This is a genomic window from Blastococcus sp. SYSU DS0533, assembly GCF_054050775.1.
In genome coordinates this window covers 543,347-568,115 of sequence record NZ_JBJGZZ010000001.1, presented here as the reverse complement: position 1 = coordinate 568,115, position 24,769 = coordinate 543,347, and the positions used below count along the sequence as shown (strand labels likewise).

The following is a 24,769-nucleotide window of genomic DNA, read 5'->3' as shown; positions in this document are numbered from 1 at the left end:
GCCCGCGCCGAGCTAGCGAGGCGTGGCGGGAAGCCCGTCCTTCAGCCAGCGGTCGAGGATGTGCCGGGCGATCGAGATCGACGGCGGCACCACCAGCTGCCCGTCGGGGCTGCGCAGCTCGTCACGGGTGAACCAGCGCGCCTCCTCGATCTCGTGCGGGTCCAGGCGCAGGGGCTGGTCGCCGTCGGCCCGGGCGATGAACCCGAGCATCAGCGACTGCGGGAACGGCCAGGGCTGGCTGGCGACGTAGCGGATGTCGGAGACGCGCAGCCCGACCTCCTCCTCGACCTCCCGGGCCACGGCCGCCTCGGCGGACTCCCCCGGCTCGACGAACCCGGCCAGGATGGAGAACCGCCCGGGGGGCCACGCCGCCTGCCGGCCCAGCACCACGCGGTCGCCGCCGTCGTGGACGAGCATGATCACCGCCGGGTCGACGCGCGGGAAGAACTCGGTGCCGGTGGTGGGGTCGCGCTGCGACCAGCCGGCCCGCTCGACCGTCGTCGCCACCCCGGTGAGAGGGCTGAACCGGTTGCGCTCGTGCCACTCCAGGATGCCGACGGCTTGCGCCAGCAGACCGGCGTCCAGGTCGCCCAGCTCCGCGCCGACCTCCCGCAGACCGGCCCAGCGGTCGACCGGGCGGCCGTTGACGGTGAGCGACCGCTCCCCGCGCACCGCCGCGTACGGCACCCCGTCGGACTCGCCGAGGAACACCGCACCCGGGGGCAGGGCCGGCCGCTCGTCCCACACCAGGCGGGGACCCGACGGCCCCTCCTCCACCGGCACGGCGCGGGCGGTGTCGAGGGTGAGCACCCGCACCGGGCGCCCCCCGGTGGGGTCGGTCAGCGTCCGGGCGAGGTGGGCCCGGTCGTGCCCGGACCGCGACAGCAGCGGACCGCCGTCACCGGGTGCTCGGCCGGTGGTCACGCCTGCCCGCCGCCCCCGGTGACGGTGACCGGCGCCAGGGTGCCGAGGTCCGCGGCCACCCGGTCGGCGTCGCCCACGACGACGGCGGTGAGCGCCTCGGGCGCCAGGTAGCGGGCGGCCGCGGCCTGCACCTGCTCCACGGTGACCGCGGTGAGGTCGCGCTGGTGGCTGCTCAGCCAGTCGGCCGGCAGGCCCACCCCGAGAAGTGCCGAGAGGGTGCTGGCCAGTCCGGCGTGGGTGGAGGTGCTCAGGGCCATGCTGCCGAGGATGTACCGGCGGGCCGCGTCCAGCTCCGCCTCGGTGACCGGGGTCAGCGCCATGCGGCCCAGCTCGTAGAGCGTCTCCAGCAGCGCAGGACCGGTGACCTCGGTGGCGACGTCGGCCTCCACCAGGAAGGACGATGCCGCGCGCTGGTGGTCGATGGTGCTGCGCGGGCTGTAGCTGTAGCCCCGGCGCTCGCGGATGTTCTCCACCAGCCGGGAGGAGAAGTACCCGCCGTAGACCATGGCCGCGAGGCGCGTCGCCGGCAGGTCGGGATCGGTCCGGCTCGGCGCCGGGCCACCCAGTCGCAGGTTCGACTGCACCGCACCGGGCCGGTGCACCAGCTCGATGCCCTCCGTCGGCTGCTCCGTGACAGGTGGCGCCTGCACCGCCGTACCGCTGCCGGCCCATGCCTCCAGCGCGGTGGCTGCCGCTCCGGTGGCGGCCGCCGGGTCGAGGTCGCCGACGAGCACGAGGATGCTCCCGGCCGGCAGCACCCGCTCCCGGTGCAGCCGGCGCAGCGCCGGCGCGCGCACGGCGGCCACGAGCTCGGCGTCGGGGAGCTGGATCGCGTACGGGTGGGCGCCGTACCGGCGGGCGGCCAGCGCCGAGCGGGCGATCGTGCCCGGCTGCGTGCGGGCGATCGCGATCCGCTCGGCCAGCCGGTCGCGCTCGCCGTCGACGCGACCGGCCGGGTAGCTGGCGCTGGTCAGCAGCTCGGCGAGGAGCTCCAGCACCGGGGCGAGCCCGCCGGGGAGCAGCGTGGTACCGAAGACCAGCCGATCGGCGTCGGTGCTCACCGACAGCTCGGCCCCGTGGCTCTGCAGCAGCTGGGCGACCTGGGCCTGGTCGTGCCGCTGCGTGCCCAGCAGCACGGCACCCGAGAGGACGGCGCCGCGCGCGGCGTGCACGCCGGCGTTGCGGGCGCTCGCCGCCGCGAACGGCACACGCAGGCGCAGCTCGACCAGGGGGACCCCGGGCCGGGGCACCACGACGACGCGGAGGCCGTTGGGCAGCGTGGTCTCCACGGTTTCCGGCGCCGGCTGCGGTCGCGGCTCGCCCAGCGGGGGGATCAGGGCGGCGGTCATCGGGCATCTCCTGCCGGTCGCAGCTCCAGCACGGCGGCGGTGCCCGGATCCAGCCCCCGGGCGGCGGCCTGCACCGCCTCCGGGGAGACCGCGGCCAGCCGGGCTGCGAGCTCACCGGCCAGTTCCGCACGCCCGTGGACCAGCTCGGCGGCGGCGAAGGCCAGGGTGCGGCCGAGCACCGAGTCGGCCTGCTGCAGCAGCTGCGCCTCGATGCGCGCCTGGACGCGGCGCAGTTCGTCGGCGCCGACGCCGTCGGTGGCGATCCGGGCCACCTCCTCGTGCACGGCGGTCATGACGCGCTCGGCCGGGACCGCTGCCGGGTGGTGCACCTGGGTGGTGAGCAAGGTGGCGTCGCGGACGTCGAAGGGGTCCCCGAACAGGCCGACGTAGCTGCTCTGGGCGATGGCGATCCGGTCGCCGTGCACCAGCCGGCTCTCCAGGCGGGACGCGTCGCCCTCGCTGAGCAGCTCGGCCAGCAGGACGCTCCCCAGGTAGGTGTCGAAGTCACCGACCGGGTCGGGCACGCGCCAGCCGAGGGCGAGCGCCGGCGCGGGCGCCAGCGGGTCCTCGACGACGGCGGAGCGGACGGTGGTCGGCGAGGGCTCGCCCGTGTAGGGCAGCGGCGGGACGTGCCGGCCGGGGATCGGGCCGAACCACCGGCGGACCAGCTCCTCGGTCGCGCCGACGTCGAGGTCGCCGCCGATGCACAGCACGGCGTTGCCCGGGGCGTAGTACTTGTCGAAGAAGTCGGTCGCGTCGGCGACGGTCGAGGACTCCAGGTCGACGAAGGACCCGTAGCCGTCGTGGGTGTTGGCGAAGCTGTCGAAGGCGACCTGCGGCAGCTGCAGCCAGGGGAAGGCGCCGTAGGGGCGGTTGAGCACGTTGACCCGGATCTCCTCCTTCACCACGTCGATCTGGTTGCGGAGGTTCTCCTCGGTGATCGCCGGCGCGGCCATGCGGTCGGCCTCGAGGAAGAGCGCGCGCTCCAGCGCCTCGGCGGGCAACGCCTGGAAGTAGTTCGTGTAGTCCTGGTGCGTCGAGCCGTTGAAGGTGCCGCCCGCGGCCTGCACGAGACGGGCGTGCTCCATCTTCGCGACGTTCGCCGACCCCTGGAACATCATGTGCTCGAAGAGGTGCGCGAAGCCGGTGCGCCCCTCGGGTTCGTTGCGCATCCCGACGTCGTAGTAGACGCTCACCGCCACCACCGGCACGCTGCGGTCGGGGGCGAGGACCACCCGCAGTCCGTTGTCCAGCGTGAACCGTTCGATCGGGTGCCGCAGGGTCAGGTCGGTACCAGCTGCAGTCACGCGCCCGACAGTAGCCGCGGACGCCGATGGCTCGCCGCGCGCTCACCCGTCGGGAGCACCGACACCTGGCCACGGTGGCGACCGACGAGCGGGGCCCGGAGGGTCCTCCGAGGAGGGAAGCGGACTCGCTCCGCGCTCGGGGGACGGCACCTGGCCGCGGTCATCGGCCGGAGGTCGACAGTGTCAGAGCACGTCGACGTCGTCGATGACCCGGTCGATGACGCCGTAGAGCTCGGCGTGGGTGTTGGGGATCGAGACGTAGAGCAGCGCCGGCGCCGGCCGGCCGACGTCGATCAGCAGGAGCGCCGCCCGCTCCCCCGAGGCGTCGTAGCCCTCGACGTCCCACGACAGCTGGAGCTCCAGCAGGTGGGCCGGGCGCCCGTCGACGGTCCGGGCCTCGTCCCGGCGGATCTCGACCGTGTTCGGCCCCGGGTAGTAGTTCGCGCGGACGCTGGCGGCCAGCGTCGTCACCGTGCTCTGCAGCGTCGACGTCCCCGACCACCCGTACCCCTCGGCCACCGGGCCGGAGGTGCACTGGGAGATGAAGATGCCGCCGTCGGGGGTGGCCTCCTGGGTGGTGAAGTACTGGCCCGCCGTCGCGGTGGTCTCCAGCTGCCGGCCCAGGTCGAACTCCGACCACCCCTCCCCCAGGTACGGGTAGGAGATGCCGGCGACCTCGTCGATGATCCGGACCGTGCCCGGCGGGAAGGGCGCACCGGGAGCCGGGGGCGGGGCGACGACCGGCTCCTGGGCGGTGGTGCCCGCCCCGTCCCCACCCGGGTCCCTGCCCAGCACGGCGATGACCGCGGCGACGAGGAGGACCAGCACCGCGCCCGCGGCCACCCACAGCCGGGGGCGCGGGCGGCGGCCCGCCGGAGCCGGCCGGACCACCGGTGCGATCGGCTCCTGCACGGCGGTGGCGGCGGCCACCCGGTGGACCTGGACGCCCGGCCCCGCGGGCATCATGACGTCGGACCAGGCGACGCCGTTCCACCAGCGCACCATGCCGGGGGTGCCGGCCGGGTCGGGGTACCAGCCCGGCGCCGCGTCCTGGCCCACTCCGGTCACGGCCTCAGCCTAGGGCGTGCCCCCCGGCGCCCCCGTGACCCGCGCCCGTCGAAGGAGGCCGACGTGCACTCCCCCGACGGCGACCTCGTGCGCCGGCTGCGTGCCGCCGGCTGCGTCTTCGCCGAGGACGAGGCGGCCCTGCTGACGGCGGAGGCCCGCGACGCCGGCGACCTGGCCCGGCTGGTCGCGCGGCGGGTGGCCGGCGCGCCGCTGGAGCAGGTGCTGGGCTGGGTCGAGTTCGCTGGTCTGCGTGTCACCGTCGCGCCCGGCGTCTTCGTGCCCCGCCGCCGCACCGAGCTGCTGGTGGTAGAGGCCCGGTCGCTCGCCCGCCCGGGCGCCGTCGTGGTCGACCTGTGCTGCGGCACCGGCGCGGTCGCCGCGGCGCTGGCCACCGCCGTGCAGGGCCTCGACCTGCACGCCGCCGACGTCGACCCCGCGGCCGTGGCCTGCGCCCGGCTCAACCTCCCCGGCACGCCCGTGCACGAGGGCGACCTGTTCGCCGCCCTCCCGCCGGACCTGCGTGGACGTGTCGACGTCCTCACCGCCAACGTGCCCTACGTGCCGACGGCGGCGATCGCCCTGCTGCCCCCGGAGGCGCGCCGGCACGAGCCGCGGAGGGCGCTGGACGGCGGCGAGGACGGGCTGATGCCGGCCCGGCGGGTCGTCTCGGGGGCGCCGGTGTGGCTGGCGCCGGGGGGCGCGCTGCTGTTCGAGTGCGGCGAGGGGCAGGTCCCCGCGGCGCTCGCCCTGGTCACCGCCGCCGGGTTGGCGGCGCGGCTGGTCACCGACCAGGACCGCGGTGCCACGGTCGTCGTCGGTACGCGTCCCTAGCCTGTGCGGCGGGCGGCCAGCTCCCGCCAGAGGTGGGCGGCGGCCTCGGCCCCGCGGTGGAGCATCGGCAGCAGCACCCGCTCGTTCGGCGAGTGGATCCGGTCGGTCGGCAGCCCGGCGCCCAGGAACAGCAGCGGGGCGCCGAGCGCCTCGACGATCGCCGCCTCGGGGCCGCTGCCGCCCTCGCGGGTGAACAGCACGTCGCCGGGGTCGGTGTCGAACGCCTGGCCGATGGCGGCGAGCAGCGCGTCCATGTGCGGGGAGTCCAGGTCGCTGGCGCACGGCGCCACCCCGCCGGGCGGCGTGTGCACCTCGGCCTCGATCCCGTCGGGCAGGTTCGCCTCGACCCAGGCGCGGACCATCGGCCCGATGTCCTGCGGCCGCTGGTCGGACACCAGCCGGAAGGTCACCTTGGCGTGCGCCTCGGCCGGGACGATCGTCTTGTGGCCGGGGCCGGTGTAGCCGCCCCACATGCCGTTCACCTCGGCCGTCGGCCGAGCGCCGGTGCGCTCGAGCGTGCTGAAGCCGGCCTCCCCGTAGGTGGCGCGGGACGCCGCCGGGCCGGCGAGCCAGGCCTGCTCGTCGAAGGGCACCCGCCCCATCAGCTCGCGCTCGCGGTCCGACAGCGGGAGCACCCGGTCGTAGAACCCGGGGATCGCCACCCGGCCCTGGTCGTCGTGCAGCTTCGCGATCAGCTCGGCCAGGGCGTGCAGCGGGTTGGGGACGGCGCCGCCGAAGGAGCCGGAGTGCAGGTCGACGGCGGGGCCGCGCAGCGTGATCTCGGCGTCGGCCAGACCGCGCATCGCCGTCACCGCGCTGGGCACGTCGGGCGCGGCCATGCCCGTGTCGCTGACCACCACGACGTCGCAGTCGAGCCGGTCCCGCCGCTCGCGCAGCAGCGCCTCGAAGTGCGGCGAGCCGGACTCCTCCTCGCCCTCGATGAGCAGCTTGACCGTGACCGCCGGGGTGTCGCGGCCGGTCGCGGCCAGGTGCGCCCGGATGCCGAGCAGGTGGAAGGCGACGTTGCCCTTGTCGTCGATGGCGCCGCGGGCGTGCAGCTCGGGGCCGTCGGGGCCCTCGACCCGGGTGGGCTCGAACGGCGGGTGGACCCACAGCTCCAGCGGGTCCACCGGCTGGACGTCGTGGTGGCCGTAGACGAGGGCGACCGGGGCCCCGGGGTCGGCGCTGGGCCACTCCGCGAAAACGGCGGGGGCACCGGGGGTCTGCCAGATCTCCACGGTCGGGAACCCGACCCGGCGCAGCGCGTCGGCCAGCCAGGTGGCGCTGGCCGCGACGTCGCGGGCGTAGGCGGGGTCGGCCGAGATCGACGGGATGCGCAGCCAGGCGTCGAGGTCGGCGTGCAGGTCGTCGAGGTGGTCGAGGACGAAGTCACGTTCGGCGCTGGTCACGGTTCCCGACGGTAGCCGCGCCGTCCGGCGGACCGGCCCGCGCCCGCCGGACGGGGCGCACCAGCCAGGGGAACACCGCCCGTTCGACGGCCTCCGCGGCGGTGATCGCGACCAGCTGCACCCCGCCCCAGAGGGCCAGCACGGTCCACTCCTGCCGGCCAGCGGGCTCTGCAGCGAACCGAGCTCGTGCAGGACGACGGCGAGCAGCAGCGAGGAGAGCAGCGCCAGCGCCACCAGCGCGTGCAGGGCGGCGATCCAGGCGTTCGCCCGCGACCTGGTCCCGGTCGACTGCCGGCGCAGCCGCCGGAAGCAGACGACGCTATACCCGAGGCCCAGCACCGCGCTGACCACGAGCAGGTCCAGGGCCTGCCACGTCGGGGCGACGCCGCCGCCGGTCGCGGTGGAGTCGATGACGAGCGCAGGCGCCACCACGACGGCGAGGGCGGCCAGCCCGTAGAGCGCCGCGGTGCTCTCCCGGACGGCCTGAGCGGGCGCGACACCCGGCCCGGACCGTTAGCGTCCGGGCATGCCCGGAGAGCTGCTGCGGACCGATGTCGGCGACCTGACCTTCGACGTGCGCGTCGACGGACCCGAGGACGGGCGGCCCGTGTTGCTGCTGCACGGGTTCCCGGAGACCTCGGCGTCCTGGGCGGCGGTGACCCCGCTGCTCACCCAGGCCGGGCTGCGCACCTACGCACCTGACCAGCTCGGTTACTCCCCCGGCGCGCGCCCCTCCGAGGTCGGGGCGTACGCGATGCAGAACCTCGCCCAGGTCACCGCGGACCTCATGACTGCCCTGGAGATCCCGGTCGCCGACGTCGTGGGGCACGACTGGGGCGCCAACGTCGCCTGGACCCTCGGCGCGTGGCACCCCGACCGGGTCCGCTCGCTCACCGCGGTCTCGGTACCGCACCCGGCCGCCTACACCGCCGCCTTCCGGATCGACCCGGAGCAGAAGGAGCGCTCGGCGTACATCCGGCTGTTCTGGCAGCCCGGCAAGGCCGAGGAGGTGCTGCTCGCCGACGACGCGCGGCGGCTGCGCCGGATGCTGCTCGGGGCCGACGGCGACACCGGCGTCTCCCCCGAGGCGGCCGACGAGTACGTGGCCGTGCTCTCTGCGCCGGGTGCGCTCACCGCGGCGCTGAACTGGTACCGGGCCATGAGCTCCGACATCCGCGTCGACAAGGTCGAGGTGCCGACGACCTACGTGTGGAGCGACGCGGACGTCGCGATCGGCCGGACGGCGGCCGAGGCGTGCGCGGAGTTCGTGACCGGCGACTACCGATTCGTGGAGCTGCCCGGCGTGACGCACTGGATCCCCGAGCAGGCACCGGAGGAGCTGGCCCGCGCGATCCTGGACCGCGTCGCCGGCAGCTGACTGCCTGCCCGCGCCTCAGGGCTGCTCCACCGGGCGCTGGTCGCGGCGCAGGGGGTGCTCGTCGGGGACCTCCACCAGGGCGATCCGCACGCCGTCGGGGTCCTCGATCCACATCTCGACCAGCCCCCACGGCTCCCGGCGTGGGGGCCGGGTGACCGTCACGCCCGCCGCCGCCAGGCGGCGGTGCTCGGCGTCGACGTCGCGGACCTGCAGCCACAGGGCCAGGGCCGCCGGGCGTTCCTCCGACCGGCCGGAGACTTCCAACAACCCGTTGCCCAGGAAGAACACCACGCCCGGGTGGTCCGCCGGGCCGAACTCGCGGTGCACCGCCAGCCCGAGGACGTCCCGGTAGAACGACTGCGACCGCCGGGCGTCCGCGGGTCGGAGCAGGATGCGGCTGCTCAGGACGTCCACGGCCTCATCCTCCCGCGATCGCGCGGGATCTGCTGGGGACGTCCCTCCGCGGCACGAAGGGTGACCGCCGTCAGCCCGTCCCGGTGACCAGAGCGAGCAGGCCGGCCTCGTCGAGCAGGTCGACCGGGCGCAGCGTCTCCTTGGCGGCGACGTGGTGGAACCCGGCGCTGACCCGCTCGACCGGAACCCCGGTCAGCCGCGACCAGCCCAGCCGGTAGGCGGCCAGCTGCACCCCCACGGCGGCGAGCTCCGCCCCGGTCGGCGGCGGGCCGGTCTTCCAGTCGATGACCTCGTAACCGCCGTCCTCGCGCTGGAAGACCGCGTCGATCCGGCCGCGCAGCGTGATCGGCCCCAGCGGCGTCTCGAACGGCACCTCGACCTCGACCGGCTGGCGGTCGGCCCACTCGCTGGCCAGGAACGCCGCGCGCAGCTCCTCCAGCGTGTCGTCGGGGGCGGCCAGCTCGTCGCCGGAGCCCGGCAGCTCGTCGAGGTCCACCAGCCGCGCGGCACCGAACCGCTCCTCGAGCCAGGCGTGGAACGCCGTCCCGCGCCGGGCCTGCGGTGCGGGTGCCGCGGGCATCGGCCGGCGGAGCCGCCGGGCGAGCTCGGCCGGGTCGCGGCGGAGGGTGACCAGCGCAGAGACCGACAGGTGCGAGGGAAGCGGGACGTCGACGGTCGGGCTCTGCTGGCGCGCCCGCTCGCGCAGCAGCAGGTCGGCGTCGCGCACCCACTGCTCCACCAGCTCGTCCTCCCCGCCGAGGGCACGCTCGGGGTCCAGCGGGTGCGGCGCGGCCCCCTCCACCAGCTGCGCGGCGGCGGTGAGGGCCCGCCGGCGCGGCTCCGACAGCGGATCGGCCGGCCACACGCCGACCGGCCACTCCTCGAGCGCGGGGTTGGTCGCGCCGTCCTCGGGCGCGGGTGCCCAGTGCACGACGGCACCGGCCCCGGCCTCGCACGCCTCCTTCGCGGTGGTCAGCAGCGAGGAGGGTCCGCACGGCTTCACTCCGTCGCGCCACCAGCTGCCGGAGCACAGCAGCAGCCGCTTGGCGCGGGTGACGGCGACGTAGCCCAGCCGGATCTCCTCGTCCCGGCCGAAGTCCTTCCAGTCCTGGACGTAGTCCTCCAGCGCGTCGCGCACCGCCGCCTGGTCGCCGGAGCCGGGCACCGGCAGCCGCAGCCGGGGCAGCTCCTCCCGGTCGGTGAGCCGCAGGTCGACCGGGACCGCGCCCGGGTCCTTGATCCAGGAGTCGCTGGCGTTGGTGCGGGCCGGGAACTGGTCGGCGGTCATCCCGGGCACCGCGACGACGTCCCACTCCAGCCCCTTGGCCGAGTGCCCGGTGAGCAGCTGCACCGCCTCCGGGTTCACCGCCACCTCGCCGGGCTCCAGGCCGCGCTCCCGCTCCTCGGCGTCGCGCAGGTAGCCGAGGAACGCCGGCAGCGACGGCAGCTCGGCGAGCTCGGTGAACTCGGCCGCGACGCCGTGCAGCGCGTCGAGGTGGGCGCGTGCGCCGGCCGGGCTGACCCCCGGCGCGCTGGCCAGCTCGGTCTCCAGCCCCAGCGTGCGGGCCACCTCGTCGACCAGGTCGGGCAGCGACTCCCCGATCCGGCCGCGCAGGTGCGCGAGCTCGGCCCCGAGCCGGCGCAGCCGCCGGTAGCCCGCGGGCGAGTACTGCTGCGCGTCGCCGAGGTCGTCCAGCGCCTCCACGGTGCTGCCGCGCTCCTGCGGCGCCTCCACCGCGCCGCCCTCCTCGCCGTCGGCCGGGCGGACCGGCCGGCGGGCGTGCACGAGGGCACGGGCGCGGGCCTCGAGCGCGGCGAGGTCGCGGGGGCCGATCCGCCAGCGGGCGCCGGTGAGCAGCCGGCCCATCGCGTCACCGGCGGTCGGGTCGACGAGCACGGTGAGGGTGGCGACCACGTCGGAGACCTCCGGCACCTCCAGCAGGCCGCCCAGCCCCACGACCTCCACCGGCAGCCCGCGCTCGCGCAGAGCCGCGGCGATGCCGGGCAGCTGCTTGCGGGTGCGCACCAGCACGGCCATCGACGGCGGCCGGCCGTCGGGCTGCGGCTGGACGGCGGCGTCCCCGCCCTGCCAGCAGGCCGCCAGCCGGTCGGCCAGGGCGGCGGTCTCCTCCGCGACGGTCTCGTACAGCCCGACGGTGACCGAGCCGCGGCCGGCGGTGGGCGCCGGGGCGAGGTCGGGCAGCGGCTGGGCGGGCGCGGGCAGCATCGCCGAGACGGCGTTGGCGACCGCCAGCACCGCCTCGTCGTTGCGCCAGCTGGTGGCCAGCGTCAGCCGCTGCGCCGTGCGCCCCGGGCGCCCGGGGAAGGTGCGGTCGAAGCGCTCGATCGTGCCCGCCGAGGCCCCGCGCCACCCGTAGATCGACTGGCGGGGGTCGCCGACGGCGAGCACCGGGTGGCCGCTCGCCCCGCCGAAGAGGGCCTCCAGCATGCGGAGCTGCCCGACGCTGGTGTCCTGGTACTCGTCGAGCAGCACCACCTTCCAGCGCGCCCGCTCGCGGCGGCCGACCTCGGGGGCGGCGACGGCGATGCGCGCGGCGTGCGCGACCTGGTCGGCGTAGTCGATCGAGCCCAGCGCCCGCTTGCGGGCCTCGAACGCCTCGACCAGCGGCAGCAGCGCCACGCGGGCCTTCTGCCGGGCGAGCATCTCGGTGACGGCGGCGTAGGTGCCCTTCTTCTTCGGCGCGTCCGCGTAGCCGGCGATCTGCGCCTCCAGCCGCGCCGTCCAGGTGCGCAGGGCCGCGGCGCTGACGTCGTGCTCCCCCATCTCGGCCGCGAGCGCCAGCACGTCCTCGACGGTGGTCAGCAGGGTGAGCGGCACGTCGGCCATGTCGCCGGTCCAGGCGGCGACCACCGTCGCCGCCTGCCCCCAGCACATGGCGGGTCCGAGGACACCGGCGCCCGGTTCCACGCCGATGCGCAGCCCGTGCTCGGCGACCAGCGCGGCGGCGTAGCCGTGGTAGGTCGAGACGGTGGGCTGGGCGATCGCGAGCCGCTCGCGGAGGTCCTCCTCGGTCTCCGGGTGGCGGGCCAGCGCGCCCAGCCGCAGCCGGACGCGCTCGTTCAGCTCGCTGGCGGCCTTGCGGGTGAAGGTCAGGCCGAGGATGGCCTCGGGTTCGACGATCCGGTTGGCCACCAGGTAGGAGACCCGGGCGGCCATCGTCTCGGTCTTGCCCGAGCCGGCCCCGGCGACGACGACCAGTGGCCGGTCCGCCGGCGCGGAGACGACGCCGGCCTGCTCGTCGGAGGGTGCGTAGGAGAGGCCGCAGCGCTCCGCCACCTCGGCGGGCGTGAGCAGCCGCCGCGGGGTGGCCGCCGGCTCGGCGTCGCCGGCCGGCAGGTCGTCGAACGAGAGCTGCGCGTCGTCGCGCGGCGTCACCCGGTCACCTGCCGGCCCGGTTCCTGCAGCGGGCAGCTGCGCCGCGCCGGGCAGCGGGCGCAGTGCGTCCCGGTGCGCACCTCGAACGTCCCCGCGCCCATGCCGGCGCCCACCTCCGCGACGAGCTCCCCGGCCCACGTGCTCTCCAGCGGCACGTCGGCGGGCAGCGGCTCCTGGTGCTGCTCCTTGGCCTTGCTGCCGGTGCCGACCTGCAGCAGCGCCGCACCACCGGGGGTGGTGCCGTGCTGCTCGAACGCGCCGGCCGCGACCGCCACCTGGTAGGCCGCGAGCTGCCCGTGCTCCTCGGTGTTCCTCGCCGCGGTCTTCCCGGTCTTGAGGTCGACGACGACGAGCCGCCCCTCCGCGTCGCGCTCGAGCCGGTCGACCTGGCCCCGGATCCGGGCCCGCCCCACGACCACGTCGAAGTCGACCTCCGCGCCGACCAGCTCCCGCGGGTTGGCGGCATGCCAGCGCAGGAAGCGGTCGAGCATGTCGTGGGCGTGCACCCGCTGCCTCTGGTCGGCCCAGCCGGGGCCGAGGTCGAGCTGGTCGAGCTCGGCGTCGAGCACGGGCCGGGCGTCGGTCGCGGGCAGCCCCTCGGCCACCTGCTGGGCGACAGCGTGGACCGCCGACCCCACGGTGCGCGTCGCGTCGGGCGAGGCCTCGGCGCCGACCGCGCCGAGCACCCACCGCAACGGGCAGCGCTGGAAGGTCTCGATGGCCGACGGGCGCACCCGCACCGGCAGCTCCTCGTCGACCAGGGGGGCGTCGTCCGACAGCGGCGCCAGCCCCCACCAGCGCGCCGGCGACGCACCCGGCACGCTCTCGTCGGCCAGCCGGCGCAGCACGGCGGCGGCGGCCGAGCGCCGGGCGGGCGGGGTGTGCGGGTCGGTGACGGCCCGGCGCAGCTCGGCGACGAGGGCGGGCAGGGTGAGCGCACGGGGCAGCTCGGTGAGCGGCCGGCCGTCGGGCGGTGGCGGCGACACGAGGTCGAGGAAGCGGGACGCGGTCGCGCCGGCGTCGGCGCCGTCCAGGGCGCCCTCCACGGCGGTGACCACCAGGCGCCGCCGGGCCCGGGTGCAGGCCACGTAGAACAGCCGTCGCTCCTCGGCCAGCGCCAGGGTGCGGCGGTCGGTCCGGGCCCCGTCGATGCCGGCCGCCTTCTCGACGAGCACCTCCGCGCCGAGCAGCGAGGCCCGCTCACGCAGGTCCGGCCACAGCCCCTCCTGCACACCGGACACGCAGACCAGGTCCCACTCCAGCCCCTTGGCGGCGTGCGCGGTGAGGAGCCGGACCGTCTCGCCGGCGACCGCCCGGGCCGCGCCGGTGTCACCGGGCAGCTCCTGGGCGGAGAGGTGCTCGACGAAGGCCCGCACATCGGCCGACGGGAGGCGGTCGACGAAGCCGGCGGCGGCGTCGAACAGGGCGACGACCGCGTCGAGGTCCCGGTCGGCGACCGCGCCGGAGGGGCCGCCGGCGGCGCTGGCCCGGGTCCACCGCGTGGCGAGGCCGCTGCGCTGCCACATCGCCCAGAGCACGTCCTCGGCCGTGCCGTCGTCGGCGAGCGCGAACCGGCCGGCGTCCAGCACCCCGGAGACCCGGGCCGCCGGGCGGGCGACGTGCTCGGGCAGCGCCTCCAGCAGGGCCGGGTCGGCGAGGGCGGCGGCCAGCGGTGCGCCGCGCTCGGCGGCGTCGACCCCCTGCTTGGCGAGCGCGATGCGGACGGCGCGGCGGAGCCGGCGCAGGTCGAGCACGGTGGCCCCGCCCAGGGCCGAGGAGAGCAGCGCCTCGGCGCCCGGCTCGTCCAGGCCGGCGGGCTCCCCGCCCGGGCCCGGCAGCAGCGCGGACAGCGCCCGCAGGAACGGGGCGACCGCGGGCTGGGCGGCCAGCGGCAGCTCGTCGGCGGAGACGGCGACCGGAACCCCCGCCGAGGCCAGGGCCCGCCGGAACGGGCCGAGCACCGCGGCGGTGCGCACCACCACGGCCATCCCGGACCACGGCACCCCGTCGAGCAGGTGGGCCCGGCGCAGCAGGTCGGCGACGTAGGCGGCCTCGACCGCGGCCGAGGCGAAGACGTGCGCCTCCGCCTCGCCCGGCGGTGTGCTCTCCCCCGCGACCAGGCGGCGGTGCTCCCACGGGCCGGGCAGGCCCTCGGCGACCTGCCGGCTGATCCTCAGCAGCTCGGCGCCCGAGCGGCGGCAGACGCCGAGCGACACCCGCCCCGCGACCCGCCCGCCGGTGTGCCGGAAGCGCTCGGGGAACTCGACGATGCCCCGGGGCTCGGCGCCGCGGAACGCGTAGATGGACTGGTCGGGGTCGCCGACGGCGACCAGGTTCCCCCCACCCCCGGCCAGCAGCTCCAGCAGCTCCACCTGCGCGGGGTCGGTGTCCTGGTACTCGTCGACGAAGAGCCAGCGGGCGCGCTCGTGCTCCTGGCGCAGGAGCTCCGCGTCGCCGGTCAGCTCGAGGATCGCCTGGCGCACCAGCTCCGCGGGGTCGTAGCCGGAGGCATCGCCGCGGGAGGCGACCCAGAAGTCGCTGACGTTCTCGTACTGCTGCTGGAACGCTGCGGCGTGCACCCAGTGCTCGTTGCCGGTCTCCCGGCCCCAGGCGGCCAGCCGCTCGGCGTCGACGCCCCGCTCGGTCGCCCGCAGCAGCAGCTCGCGCAGCTCCGCCCGGAAGCCCTCCGTGCCCAGGGCCGGGGCGAGGTCGGCGGGCCAGCGGACCGTGCCCACCCCCTCGGCATCGCCCCGCAGCAGCTCGGCGACGACGGCGTCCTGCTCTGCAGAGGTGAGCAGCCGGGGCGGCGGGTCGCCGCGGAGCACGGCGGCCCGGCGGAGCACGCCGTAGGCGTAGGAGTGGAAGGTGCGCGCCAGCGGCTCCCGGATGGTGCGGGCCACCCGGGAGGTGATGCGGGTGCGCAGCTCGGCGGCGGCCTTGCGGCTGAAGGTCAGGACCAGGATCTGCTCGGGGTCGACGCCGGCGTCGATGCGCGTGGCGACGGCCTCCACGATCGTGGTGGTCTTGCCCGTGCCGGGACCGGCGAGCACGAGCAGCGGCCCGCCGGGGTGGTCGACGACGGCCTGCTGCGTGGGGTCGAGCACCGGCGCGCCGCTGCGCGGCGGATCCCCCGGCAGCAGCCGGTAGACCGGACCGCCCTCACCCCCGCGTTGGGCCACCCCTCGATGGAAGCACGGGGGTACGACGATCCCGCGGCGGGCGGGGCCGGTGGAACGGGCGGGTCAGGACAGCGAGTCCCGCAGGGACTGCTCGAGCATCAGGTCCGCCGCGGTGGTCAGCCAGCCGGCCACCAGCAGCAGCGGCCACGCCCGCTCCTCGTCCAGCGACGCGGTCCCTGCGGCCAGCCCGGCCTGGGCCACTGCCCGGCACGCCATGGTGTTCATGCCCTAGTGCTCGGCAGCCGCGGGGCGGAACTGGAGTCATCGGCCTGTGAGATGCCCCGGTTCTGCGCCGATCCCGTCGGCCTGCGCCCGGGAGAGGGTCCCCACCGCGACGAGCCGGTCCAGCACGTGCGCCGGCGGGGCTGCCGCGCGCTCGGGGTGCACCAGCGGGTCGTAGGCGCTGGGTGCCTGCACGAGCCCGGCGAGCACGGTCGCCTGCGCCCGGTCCAGCTCGTCGGGGGCCAGCCCGAAGTAGCCCTCGGCCGCCGCTCGCACCCCGTAGAAGCCGTGGCCGAAGTACACCGAGTCGAGGTTCATGCGCAGGAGCTGCTCGTCGCTCCACGCCCGGTCGAGCTCGACCGCCAGGACCACCGAGCGGACCCGGGCGCCGGCGTCGGTGGCGCCGTCCTCGTAGAGGACCCGGGCCAGCTGGTGCTGGATCGTCGAGCCGCCGAGGTCGCGGCCCACGACCACGCCGAGCGGCGCCCGGAGCGCGCCGCGCCAGTCGATGCCCGGGTGGGAGCCGAACCGGCTGTCCTCGGCCGCCAGCAGTGCGGCGGCGATCCGTGCGGGCGGCTCTCCGGTCGACGGCGTCCCGCCGAACGCCTCCAGCCGGGCCGCCACCCGCTGCTCCGCGTCGGCCACCCCGGGGGTCACCGCCCAGCCGACGGCGAAGGCGCCGGGCAGCAGGACGAGCAGGCCGGCCAGCAGCCGGAGGGCGGTCCGCCGGATGCGGGCACCGCGGGACCGGTGGGGCCGCGACGCGACCGGGGCGGAGATCGGGGGCCGCTGCCGGGGGTGTGGGGTCACCGGGTCAGCTCACCGCGCGGCGCCGTCCGCGGACATCGCCCCGCGGGGCGAACCCCGTCGCCGCCCTGGTCATCCCGCGGGTGGACGGCGCCGGGCGGGTGCCGAGCGGTCGGGCCAGCCGACGGCCGCGAGATCCACCTTCCCGTTCCGCGCCGGCACCCCCTCGGCGGCCAGCAGCTCCAGCTGGCGGGCGCGCACGGGCTCGGCGGCCGAGCCGTCGGCGCGGACGACCCGGTGCCAGGGCACCGCCGCGCCGCCCTGCGCCAGTGCCCGGGCCACCCGGCGGGGCCCGACGCCCACCAGCTCACCGATCGCGCCGTAGCTGCTGACCCGGCCGGGCGGGATCTGCTCGACGACGTCGAAGACCGCTTCGTCGACGTCCCTCGGGTCCGGGGTCACGCCCCCGATCATGGCAAGCGACGCCCCCTCGCCAGGGTCCGCGGCCGCGGGACGTCCGCCCAGGGGCGGCGGCCCCCGACCGGCTCACCCCCGGCGGCCGAACCGGGCCAGCAGCCGCGTCTGCGGGTCGGCCGACGGTGGCACGTCCAGCGGTGGGTCGAACAGCCCGGGCACCCCGCCCTCGGGCAGCCGCTCGGCGTAGACGAGCGCGGCGGTCACGAGCTCGCCGTCCAGCTCGGTGTCCCCGCCGGTGGCCCGGGCGAGGTCCCAGGCGTGCACGGTGAGGTCGGTGGACATCTCGAAGATGTACTCGGCGGCCGGCGTCGGCCCGCGCGAGAGGTGGACGGTGTGCCGCAGGGCGTCGTCCGCGGCGAAAGCGGCCAGGGCGGCGTCCGCGGCGGACTCCCAGCCGAGGAGCGGGTCGTCCCCCAGCAGGTCGTCGGTGCCGTCGGGGAAGCGTCCTTCGATCATGTCCACCGGCTCGCCGGCCAGCAGCGGCGGCACCCACAGCGCCTCGTTCACCAGGTGCGCGACCAGGTCGCCCACGGTCCACCCGGGGAGCGACTCGTCCTCCCACTGGTCCGGGGCCACGGCGTCGACCCGGTCGGTGAACTGGTTCTGGGCGCGCTGGAAGAGCTCCAGCAGCTCGACGGGCGAGAAGGCGGCCATGCCGCCAGTACACATGCCGAAGGCCCGGCCCGCCTCCCCGTGGGGAAGCGGACCGGGCCCAGGTGACGTGCTGGAACGGCCTCGTGGTGAGGGCCTGGAACGGCCCCCTCGCAGGGTCCCGGCCTCGTCCCAGGGCCCCGCGGCGCGCGGAGCGTGTCGCGGGGAGGGACGAGGTCCTTCTAGTACGTCGGCAGCGCCTTGTCGATGCGCGTGGCCCACGCCGTCACGCCGCCCTGGACGTGCACGGCGTCCTTGAAGCCCGCGTTCTTGATCGCGGCGAGCGCCTCGGCGGACCGGACACCGGTCTTGCAGTGCAGCACGATCGGCTTGTCCTGCGGCAGCGAGGACAACGCCCGGCCGGAGAGGATCTCGTCCTTCGGGATCAGCTTCGCGCCCGGGATCGACACGATCTCGTACTCGTTGGGCTCCCGGACGTCGATCAGCTCGAACTCCTTGCCGGCGTCCATCATGTCCTTGAGCTCGTCGACGGTGATCGTCGAGCCCGCAGCCGCCAGCTGGGCCTCCTCGGACACGACGCCGCAGAACGCCTCGTAGTCGATGAGGCCGGTGATCGGCTCGCCCTCGGGGTCCTTGCGCACCTTGATCGTGCGGAAGGTCATCTCCAGGGCGTCGTAGACCATGAGCCGCCCCAGCAGCGTCTCGCCGATGCCGGTGATGAGCTTGACCGCCTCGGTCGCCTGGATGGCCCCGACGGTCGCGCACAGCACGCCGAGCACGCCGCCCTCGGCGCAGCTCGGGACCATGCCGGGCGGCGGCGGCACCGGGTAGAGGTCGCGGTAGTTGGGGCCGTGCTCGTTCCAGAAGACCGACACCTGGCCGTCGAAGCGGTAGATCGACCCCCAGACGTAGGGCTTGTCCAGCAGGACGCAGGCGTCGTTCACCAGGTACCGCGTGGCGAAGTTGTCGGTGCCGTCGACGATCAGGTCGTATTCGCGGAAGATGTCGAGCACGTTGTCGCTGTCCAGCCGCGTCTCGTGCAGGCGGACGTCGATCAGCGGGTTGATCTCCTTGATGGAGTCCCGCGCGCTCTCGGCCTTCGACCGGCCGACGTCGGACTGCCCGTGGATGATCTGGCGCTGCAGGTTGGACTCGTCGACGGTGTCGAACTCGACGATGCCGAGCGTGCCGACACCGGCCGCGGCCAGGTACATGAGCACCGGGGAACCGAGGCCACCGGCGCCGACGGCCAGCACCTTGGCGTTCTTCAGGCGCTTCTGACCGTCCATGCCGACGTCGGGGATGATCAGGTGGCGGCTGTAGCGGCGGACCTCGTCGATCGACAGGTCGGCAGCCGGCTCCACCAGCGGTGGCAGGGACACGCTTGCTCCTTCACGTCGCGGACACGGCCCCGCGGGCCGGCGATCGTTGGCTGCAACAGCGTGGCATGCGCCGGTAATCCCTCGGCCGCGCAGGTCCCGCAACCGGCGACGGGCACGGCGCCGCGGCGGTCAGGGGAAGGGCCAGGCGTTCCGCACGCAGCCCTGCAGGTCCAGGGTCTGCTGCTGCATCACCGGGGCGGGCTGGCCCGGCCCGGGGCACCGCACGTGGCCGTTGCCGAGCACGTGGCCGACCTCGTGGTTGACCACGTAGCGCCGGTAGGTGGCGATGTCGCCCTCGTAGTGCGGGACGGCGGTCGCCCACCGGGCCAGGTTGATGACCGCCCGGTCCCCGTAGCGGCAGGAGGTGTACCCGCCGGTGCCCACCCCGGGGCAGTAGATCTCCATGCTGCCGGGGCTGACGAGGCTCACGCGGAAGTCGAACGCCGCACCGGCGCCCACGCGCTGGAAGGACAGCCGCCCGCCGTTGCTCCAGGACCGGGGGTCGCCGAGCGTCGCCGTCACCGCGTCGGCGAACGCGGCGCCGTCCACGCCGATGCCGTCCTCGATCTCGACGATGAACCGCTGCAGCGGGCCGGCGCCGTACACCTCGGAGCCGCCGTCGACCAGCGAGAGGCTCCCCGCGCCCTGCTGCACGTACTCCTCCGCGACCGCCTCCGGCGGGGCGGTCTCCGACGGCCCGGCATCCCCCTCGGCCGGGGCCGTCGGCCCGGCCACCGGCGGAGGCGCGACGGCGGTGGTGGTCACGGGTGCGGAGGTGGGGTCCGCGGCGGCGGTGGTGGGCGTCGTGCCCGAGGGGTGGAGCACGAGGTCGACGAGGACGGCGACGGTGGCCGCGGCCAGCACCGGGATCGCGTAGGCGCGCCACCCGTGGCGCCGCACGAACCGGCGCAGCCGCCCGCGTGGGCTCCGGTCGATCCGCCGGGGACCCACCGGGCGCCGCGGCGACGGCGGGCCGGAACGGGCCACGGGACGGCCGTCGGTCAGACGTCCTCCCACCGGTCGCCTCCCCGCTCGCTCGCTCCGTCCCCCGTGCGCTCAGGGTCTCACGCTGCGTGCGCCCTCGACGACAGCCGAGGGATCCGCCACGCCCGGCCCGGCGCCCTCGACCATGCCGAGGACCGCCCGCGCCGTGGGCTCCGCGGCCTCGAGCATCGCCACGTGGCCGACGCCGTCGAGCAGCAGGAGCCGGCCGTCGGGCACGGTCGCGGCCAGGCGCGGCGCGAGCGCGGGGTCGACGAGCCGGTCCCGCCCACCCCAGACCACCAGCACCGGCATCCGCAGCCCCCGGGCCGCCCGCCAGGCGTTGGCCGGGCCGAGCCGGAGGTAGGAGGTGATCAGGCCGCGCATGCTGCGGGCCAGCGCCCGGTCCGCCCAGGGCTGCTCGGCGCGCTCGTGCATCTCCTGGACCGCCTGCTCCAGCCGCTCCCGGGGCACGGCGCCCGGGTCGCCGAAGCACATGCGCACCATCGACCGGACGCTCTCGTCGGGCGTGACGGCGGCCAACCGGCGCTCGGCCAGGGTCGGGACGCCGGGGACCAGCAGGAGCAGCAGCGCCCGGCTGAACGCCGGGGGCACCCGGTACACGGGCATGGCCGGGGACACCAGCGTCAGCGTGGCCACGAGGTCCGGGCGGAGGGCGGCGACGAGCAGGCTCACCAGGCCGCCGAGGGAGTTCCCCACCAGGTGCACCGGGCCGCCCTGGCCGGCGCCGGGCTCGGCGACGACCTGCTCGAGGACGCCGACGACGGCCCGGACGTGGCTGCGGATGGAGTAGCGGCCGCGCGCCGGGGGGCGTGACCGGCCGAACCCGGGCAGGTCGACCGCCCAGCCGTCGAAGCGCACCGCGAGCAGGGCCGCGAGGTCGGTCCAGTTGGTGGAGGCGCCACCGAGGCCGTGCACGTAGAGCGCCCGTTCCCGCGGCGCACCCGTCCGCGGCGCCTCCCCGACCGGTCCGGTCCACGGTGTGCGGCGCACGAACACCGCTCCGCCGCGGACGGGCACCTCCGACCCGGGCCACGGCGGCACGACGGGACCCAGGGCAGGCAGAGGGGTCGGGGAGAGCTCGGCCTCGGACATCAACCCCGACGGTAACGCTGCGTACCCAGCGGTCGAGCCGACCGGCAACTCGTCGGTAGCATCCCCCTGCCATGCAGCCCACACAGCCCGCCGCGGTCAACCGGCGCACCTCCCGACTGCCGCGCGGTGCGCGCCGGGCGCAGCTGCTGCGCGCGGCGCAGGACGTGTTCGTCGCCCACGGATTCCACGCCGCGGCCATGGACGACATCGCCGTCCGGGCCGGGGTCAGCAAGCCGGTCCTGTACCAGCACTTCCCCGGCAAGCGCGAGCTCTACCTGGCGCTGCTGGAGGAGCACGTCTCCGAGCTGGCCCACCGGGTGGGCGAGGCCATGGGCCGCACCGCCGACAACCGGGCCCGCGTCGACGCCGCCGTCGGCGCCTACTTCGACTTCATCGATGCCGACGGCGAGGCCTTCCGGCTGGTCTTCGAATCCGACCTGCGCAACGACGACGACGTGCGCGCCGTCGTCGACCGGGGGACGGCGGTGTGCGTCGAGGCGATCGCCGGCGTCATCGCCGCCGACACCGGGGCCGACCCGGAGCGCGCCCTCCTGCTGGCCTCCGGCCTGTCGGGGCTGGCCGAGAGCAGCGCCCGCTGGTGGCTCCCCCGCAAGGGGACGGTGTCCCGGGACGAGGCGGTCTCGCTCATGTCCGCGCTGGCCTGGCGCGGCATCTCCGGCTTCCCGCGGGTCGACGGCGACACCAGTTCCTGAGCTGCCCCCGGCAGGCTCCCACCGGCGAGCCCGCGGGTGGAGGGGCAGGGGTTCTCCATTTCGCTGACGGCGCACCTGCTCGGCCGGTCCCGGCGCCGCGCTCTGCACTAGCGTTGGGGTCAGTCGCGCAACGAGGAGGCATCGCCCACGTGGAAGTCAAGATCGGCGTCCAGCACTCGCCCAAGGAGCTGGTCATCGACAGCCCCAAGACCCCCGACGAGATCGCGGCCGACGTGGCCAAGGCCATGTCGGGCTCGACCAAGGACGGCCTGCTCACCCTGGTCGACGAGCGGGGCCGTCAGGTCCTCGTCCCCGTCGACCGCATCGCCTACGTGGAGATCGCGCAGGCCGACCAGCGCCGCGTCGGCTTCATCGCCGGCGCCTGACCCCAGGCCGCCCGGATGGGGCGTCACCGCATCGCGGTGGCGCCCCGTCGTCGCGCTCCGGGTCGCGACCGGCGACCCCACGGGGCCTGGGCATAGGAAGCTCCACCTGCGGCTCCGGGCCCCGGAACGCAGGCAAAGCCTCCTATGCCCGGGGTGATCCACCCGTCGGGCGACCCGGCGAAACCGCCTCGGTGTCAGGGGTTGAGGCCGAGCGCCTTCATCCGCACCGTGTGCGCCTGGGTGATGCGCTCGATGAGCCGGCCGACCCCGGAGAGGTCGCCGGTGCCGGAGATGATGAGCTCGGCGAGCGGGTCGTGCTCGGCGATCACCGCCTGCGACCGCGTCATGGCCTCTCCCACCAGACGCCGCCCCCACAGCGCCAGCCGGCCGGCGACCGACCGGTCGGCGGCGATCGCGGCGCGCACCTCGCGGACGGCGAAGTCCGCGTACCCCGTGTCGGCGAGGACGTCGAGCACCAGGCCGCGGTCGGGTTCGGGCAGGAAGCCGGCGATCTCGCGGTAGAAGTCGGCGGCCAACCCGTCACCGACGTAGGCCTTCACCAGCCCCTCCAGCCAGGTGCTGGGGCGGGTGCTCTCGTGGAAGGTGTCCAGCGCCGAGACGAACGGCGCCATCGCCGCCGACGGGTCCACCCCCAGCTCCTCCAGCCGGGCGGTGAGCCGGAAGTGGTGCCCGATCTCCGCCGCGGCCATCCGGGCGAGTGCGGCGCGGCCGCCCAGCGACGGGGCCATCCGGGCGTCCTCGGCCAGCCGGTCGAAAGCGGTCAGCTCGGCGTAGGCGAGCACCCCGAGCAGGTCGGCGACCGCCGTGTTCTCGACCGGTGGCACGGCATCTCCTGGGCTCGGCGACGAGGGTGCCGCCTGCCCCGGAGGGGTGATGCACCCGACAGCGGGGAGCGCGGCGCCGAGAGGCTATCCGGTGCCCGCGCTAGCATGGGAACCGGCGAGCCTCCGGGCACGCTCGTACATCTGCGCGCTGACGACCGCTGGACGACGCCCCCTGGGCTGTCTCCCGGGCCGTGGCGAGGTCCGGTTCTGCTGGCCGCGTCGGCGCTGGAACCGATCCCGCGACACCAGGCCCGGGACGGGCGCGAGGCGGCGACACCGCTGCCGCAGCCGGTCCCCCAGCACACCAGAGGCGAGACCACTGACCTCCACCGAGCAGACCCCCACCACCGCACCCGAGCTGGAGCACGCCGAGACCGGCGCGCCCGCCCCCGAGGAGCTCGAGCAGGCCGTCGAGGAGCTCGGCGGCGCCCCCGTCGCCGCCGACAGCCCGCTGTTCAGCGACTTCGACGTGCACCCCGACATCGTGGCCGCGCTGGCCGACGCCGGGATCACCCGAACCTTCGCCATCCAGGAGCTCACGCTGCCCCTCGCCCTGGCCGGCAACGACCTCATCGGCCAGGCCCGCACGGGTACCGGCAAGACCCTCGGCTTCGGCGTCCCGCTGCTGACCCGTGTGACCCCGCCCGGCGAGGGCGCGGACGGCGTCCCCCAGGCGCTCGTCGTCGTCCCCACCCGCGAGCTCTGCGTCCAGGTCGCCCGCGACCTCGGGACCGCCGGCAGCACGCGCGGCATCCGCGTGCAGGCGATCTACGGCGGCCGCGCCTTCGAGCCGCAGGTCGAGTCGCTGCACAACGGCGTCGAGGTCGTCGTCGGCACGCCGGGGCGGTTGCTCGACCTCGCCCAGCGCGGGGACCTGATCCTGGGCAAGGTCCGGGTCCTCGTCCTCGACGAGGCCGACGAGATGCTCGACCTGGGCTTCCTGCCCGACATCGAGCGGATCCTCACGATGGTGCCCGAGAAGCGCCAGACGATGCTCTTCTCGGCGACGATGCCGGGCCCGATCGTGACCCTCTCCCGCTCGTTCATGACCCAGCCGACGCACATCCGGGCGCACGGCAACGACGAGGGCTCGACGGTCCCGCAGACCACCCAGTTCATCTACCGGGCGCACAACCTGGACAAGCCCGAGCTGCTCTCCCGCGTGCTGCAGGCCCGCGACCGCGGCCTGGTCATGGTGTTCTGCCGCACCAAGCGCACCGCGCAGAAGGTCGCCGACGAGCTCGTCGACCGCGGGTTCGCCGCCGCCGCCGTGCACGGTGACCTCGGCCAGGGCGCCCGCGAGCAGGCGCTCCGGGCGTTCCGCAGCGGGAAGGTCGACGTCCTCGTCGCCACCGACGTCGCCGCCCGCGGTATCGACGTCACCGGCGTCAGCCACGTCGTGAACTACCAGTGCCCCGAGGACGAGAAGACCTACGTGCACCGCATCGGCCGCACCGGCCGCGCCGGCAGCACCGGCGTCGCGGTCACCCTGGTCGACTGGGACGACATCCCCCGCTGGCAGCTGATCAACAAGGCGCTCGGCCTGGGCTTCGACGACCCGCCGGAGACCTACTCCACCTCACCGTGGGTCTACACCGACCTGGACGTCCCCGAGGGCGCCAAGGGCCGGCTGCCGCGATCCCAGCGCACCCGTGAAGGGCTGGAGGCCGAGACGCTCGAGGACCTCGGTGAGACGGGCAAGCGCAACCGCCCGGCCGGTCGCGGCGACTCGGGTGGGCGTGCCGACTCGCGCGGCCCGGCGGAGGGTCGGGGCACCGCCGACGAGGAGCCCTCGGGCGGCGGCAAGAGCCGGCCGCGGCGCCGCACCCGTCGCAGCGGGGGCACCGACACCGCCGGGGACGCGGCCGAGGGCGCTGCCCCGACCGCCGCCGCGACCGACGCCTCCGCCGAGGGCGGGAGCGCCAAGCCGCGGCGCCGTCGCCGCCGTCGTGGCGGCTCCGGCCGGGGCGCGGCGGGCGCCGAGAGCACGGGCAGCCCGGACGGCGCGAGCACGGGCGCCGACCCCTCCTGA

At 75.9% G+C, this 24,769-nt stretch carries 21 protein-coding genes; 5 read left to right on the top strand and 16 right to left on the bottom strand.

The annotated features are described in order from the left end of the window. Nucleotides 1–12: 12 nt before the first annotated feature. From nudC to ACI79W_RS02825, 4 genes are all read right to left on the bottom strand, one after another. A complete protein-coding gene (gene nudC / locus ACI79W_RS02840) occupies nt 13–924 on the bottom strand; it encodes an NAD(+) diphosphatase (RefSeq protein ID WP_456560558.1) in 912 nt (303 codons plus the stop codon). Then, nucleotides 921–2,273, bottom strand: a complete 1,353-nt coding sequence (locus ACI79W_RS02835; protein ID WP_456560557.1) for a M16 family metallopeptidase — start codon at nt 2,271–2,273, stop codon at nt 921–923. Before ACI79W_RS02835 ends, nudC begins: the two co-directional genes overlap by 4 nt. Further along, nucleotides 2,270–3,580 (bottom strand): M16 family metallopeptidase, encoded by a 1,311-nt coding sequence (locus tag ACI79W_RS02830; protein WP_456560556.1) that lies wholly within the window; start codon nt 3,578–3,580, stop codon nt 2,270–2,272. Before ACI79W_RS02830 ends, ACI79W_RS02835 begins: the two co-directional genes overlap by 4 nt. Before the next feature lie 183 nt (nt 3,581–3,763). Beyond that, entirely contained in the window at nt 3,764–4,648 is an 885-nt protein-coding gene (locus ACI79W_RS02825; RefSeq protein WP_456560555.1) for a DUF2510 domain-containing protein, read from the bottom strand. A gap of 63 nt (nt 4,649–4,711) precedes the next feature. Between ACI79W_RS02825 and ACI79W_RS02820 the strand changes: the two genes are divergently transcribed. After that, on the top strand, nt 4,712–5,479 hold the full coding sequence (locus ACI79W_RS02820; RefSeq protein WP_456560554.1) for a putative protein N(5)-glutamine methyltransferase: 768 nt from the start codon (nt 4,712–4,714) through the stop codon (nt 5,477–5,479). On the opposite strand, the gene ACI79W_RS02815 is transcribed toward ACI79W_RS02820, so the two are convergent. Beyond that, nucleotides 5,476–7,320 (bottom strand): M20/M25/M40 family metallo-hydrolase, encoded by a 1,845-nt coding sequence (locus tag ACI79W_RS02815; RefSeq protein WP_456560553.1) that lies wholly within the window; start codon nt 7,318–7,320, stop codon nt 5,476–5,478. The genes ACI79W_RS02820 and ACI79W_RS02815 overlap by 4 nt on opposite strands. 94 nt (nt 7,321–7,414) lie before the next feature. Between ACI79W_RS02815 and ACI79W_RS02810 the strand changes: the two genes are divergently transcribed. Further along, on the top strand, nt 7,415–8,266 hold the full coding sequence (locus tag ACI79W_RS02810) for an alpha/beta fold hydrolase (RefSeq protein WP_456560552.1): 852 nt from the start codon (nt 7,415–7,417) through the stop codon (nt 8,264–8,266). Between the two features lie 15 nt (nt 8,267–8,281). On the opposite strand, the gene ACI79W_RS02805 is transcribed toward ACI79W_RS02810, so the two are convergent. From ACI79W_RS02805 to ACI79W_RS02760, 10 genes are all read right to left on the bottom strand, one after another. Then, nucleotides 8,282–8,680 carry a VOC family protein gene (locus ACI79W_RS02805; RefSeq protein WP_456560551.1) on the bottom strand — a complete coding sequence of 133 codons (399 nt, stop codon included), beginning with the start codon at nt 8,678–8,680 and terminating at the stop codon, nt 8,282–8,284. A 70-nt stretch (nt 8,681–8,750) separates the two neighbouring features. Next, a complete protein-coding gene (locus ACI79W_RS02800) occupies nt 8,751–12,077 on the bottom strand; it encodes an ATP-dependent helicase (RefSeq protein WP_456560550.1) in 3,327 nt (1,108 codons plus the stop codon). After that, the gene (locus ACI79W_RS02795) at nt 12,074–15,256 is read right to left on the bottom strand and encodes an ATP-dependent helicase (RefSeq protein ID WP_456560549.1); all 3,183 of its coding nucleotides are present in this window, start codon (nt 15,254–15,256) and stop codon (nt 12,074–12,076) included. Before ACI79W_RS02795 ends, ACI79W_RS02800 begins: the two co-directional genes overlap by 4 nt. Before the next feature lie 63 nt (nt 15,257–15,319). Next, nucleotides 15,320–15,481 (bottom strand): hypothetical protein, encoded by a 162-nt coding sequence (locus tag ACI79W_RS02790; RefSeq protein ID WP_456560548.1) that lies wholly within the window; start codon nt 15,479–15,481, stop codon nt 15,320–15,322. A gap of 36 nt (nt 15,482–15,517) precedes the next feature. Beyond that, on the bottom strand, nt 15,518–16,288 hold the full coding sequence (locus tag ACI79W_RS02785) for a biosynthetic peptidoglycan transglycosylase (RefSeq protein ID WP_456560547.1): 771 nt from the start codon (nt 16,286–16,288) through the stop codon (nt 15,518–15,520). A 69-nt stretch (nt 16,289–16,357) separates the two neighbouring features. Further along, complete coding sequence (locus tag ACI79W_RS02780) at nt 16,358–16,687, bottom strand: MGMT family protein (RefSeq protein WP_456560546.1); 330 nt, start codon at nt 16,685–16,687, stop codon at nt 16,358–16,360. An 84-nt stretch (nt 16,688–16,771) separates the two neighbouring features. Then, nucleotides 16,772–17,356, bottom strand: coding sequence for a TIGR03086 family metal-binding protein (locus ACI79W_RS02775; protein ID WP_456560545.1), 585 nt, complete (start codon nt 17,354–17,356; stop codon nt 16,772–16,774). Between the two features lie 179 nt (nt 17,357–17,535). Continuing rightward, nucleotides 17,536–18,696, bottom strand: coding sequence for an adenylyltransferase/sulfurtransferase MoeZ (gene moeZ, locus ACI79W_RS02770; protein WP_456560544.1), 1,161 nt, complete (start codon nt 18,694–18,696; stop codon nt 17,536–17,538). A gap of 129 nt (nt 18,697–18,825) precedes the next feature. After that, the gene (locus ACI79W_RS02765) at nt 18,826–19,713 is read right to left on the bottom strand and encodes a DUF3152 domain-containing protein (RefSeq protein WP_456560543.1); all 888 of its coding nucleotides are present in this window, start codon (nt 19,711–19,713) and stop codon (nt 18,826–18,828) included. 39 nt (nt 19,714–19,752) lie between these two features. Continuing rightward, a complete protein-coding gene (locus ACI79W_RS02760; RefSeq protein WP_456560542.1) occupies nt 19,753–20,793 on the bottom strand; it encodes an alpha/beta fold hydrolase in 1,041 nt (346 codons plus the stop codon). 71 nt (nt 20,794–20,864) lie between these two features. On the opposite strand from ACI79W_RS02760, the gene ACI79W_RS02755 reads away from it, so the two are divergent. After that, nucleotides 20,865–21,506, top strand: a complete 642-nt coding sequence (locus ACI79W_RS02755; RefSeq protein WP_456560541.1) for a TetR/AcrR family transcriptional regulator — start codon at nt 20,865–20,867, stop codon at nt 21,504–21,506. Nucleotides 21,507–21,655: 149 nt separating this feature from the next. Continuing rightward, nucleotides 21,656–21,892, top strand: a complete 237-nt coding sequence (locus ACI79W_RS02750) for a DUF3107 domain-containing protein (RefSeq protein ID WP_456560540.1) — start codon at nt 21,656–21,658, stop codon at nt 21,890–21,892. Between the two features lie 194 nt (nt 21,893–22,086). Here the strand turns inward: ACI79W_RS02750 and ACI79W_RS02745 are convergent, their stop codons facing one another. Then, complete coding sequence (locus tag ACI79W_RS02745; RefSeq protein WP_456560539.1) at nt 22,087–22,737, bottom strand: ferritin-like fold-containing protein; 651 nt, start codon at nt 22,735–22,737, stop codon at nt 22,087–22,089. A 469-nt stretch (nt 22,738–23,206) separates the two neighbouring features. On the opposite strand from ACI79W_RS02745, the gene ACI79W_RS02740 reads away from it, so the two are divergent. Continuing rightward, nucleotides 23,207–24,769 (top strand): DEAD/DEAH box helicase, encoded by a 1,563-nt coding sequence (locus ACI79W_RS02740; protein WP_456560538.1) that lies wholly within the window; start codon nt 23,207–23,209, stop codon nt 24,767–24,769.

Coding starts and splice junctions, on each gene's coding strand:
- ACI79W_RS02755 (WP_456560541.1), top strand. CDS start 20,865: ATGCAGCCCACACAGCCCGCCGCGGTCAACCGGCGCACCTCCCGACTG.
- ACI79W_RS02790 (WP_456560548.1), bottom strand. CDS start 15,481: ATGAACACCATGGCGTGCCGGGCAGTGGCCCAGGCCGGGCTGGCCGCA.
- ACI79W_RS02835 (WP_456560557.1), bottom strand. CDS start 2,273: ATGACCGCCGCCCTGATCCCCCCGCTGGGCGAGCCGCGACCGCAGCCG.
- ACI79W_RS02760 (WP_456560542.1), bottom strand. CDS start 20,793: ATGTCCGAGGCCGAGCTCTCCCCGACCCCTCTGCCTGCCCTGGGTCCC.
- ACI79W_RS02810 (WP_456560552.1), top strand. CDS start 7,415: ATGCCCGGAGAGCTGCTGCGGACCGATGTCGGCGACCTGACCTTCGAC.
- ACI79W_RS02775 (WP_456560545.1), bottom strand. CDS start 17,356: ATGGCCGCCTTCTCGCCCGTCGAGCTGCTGGAGCTCTTCCAGCGCGCC.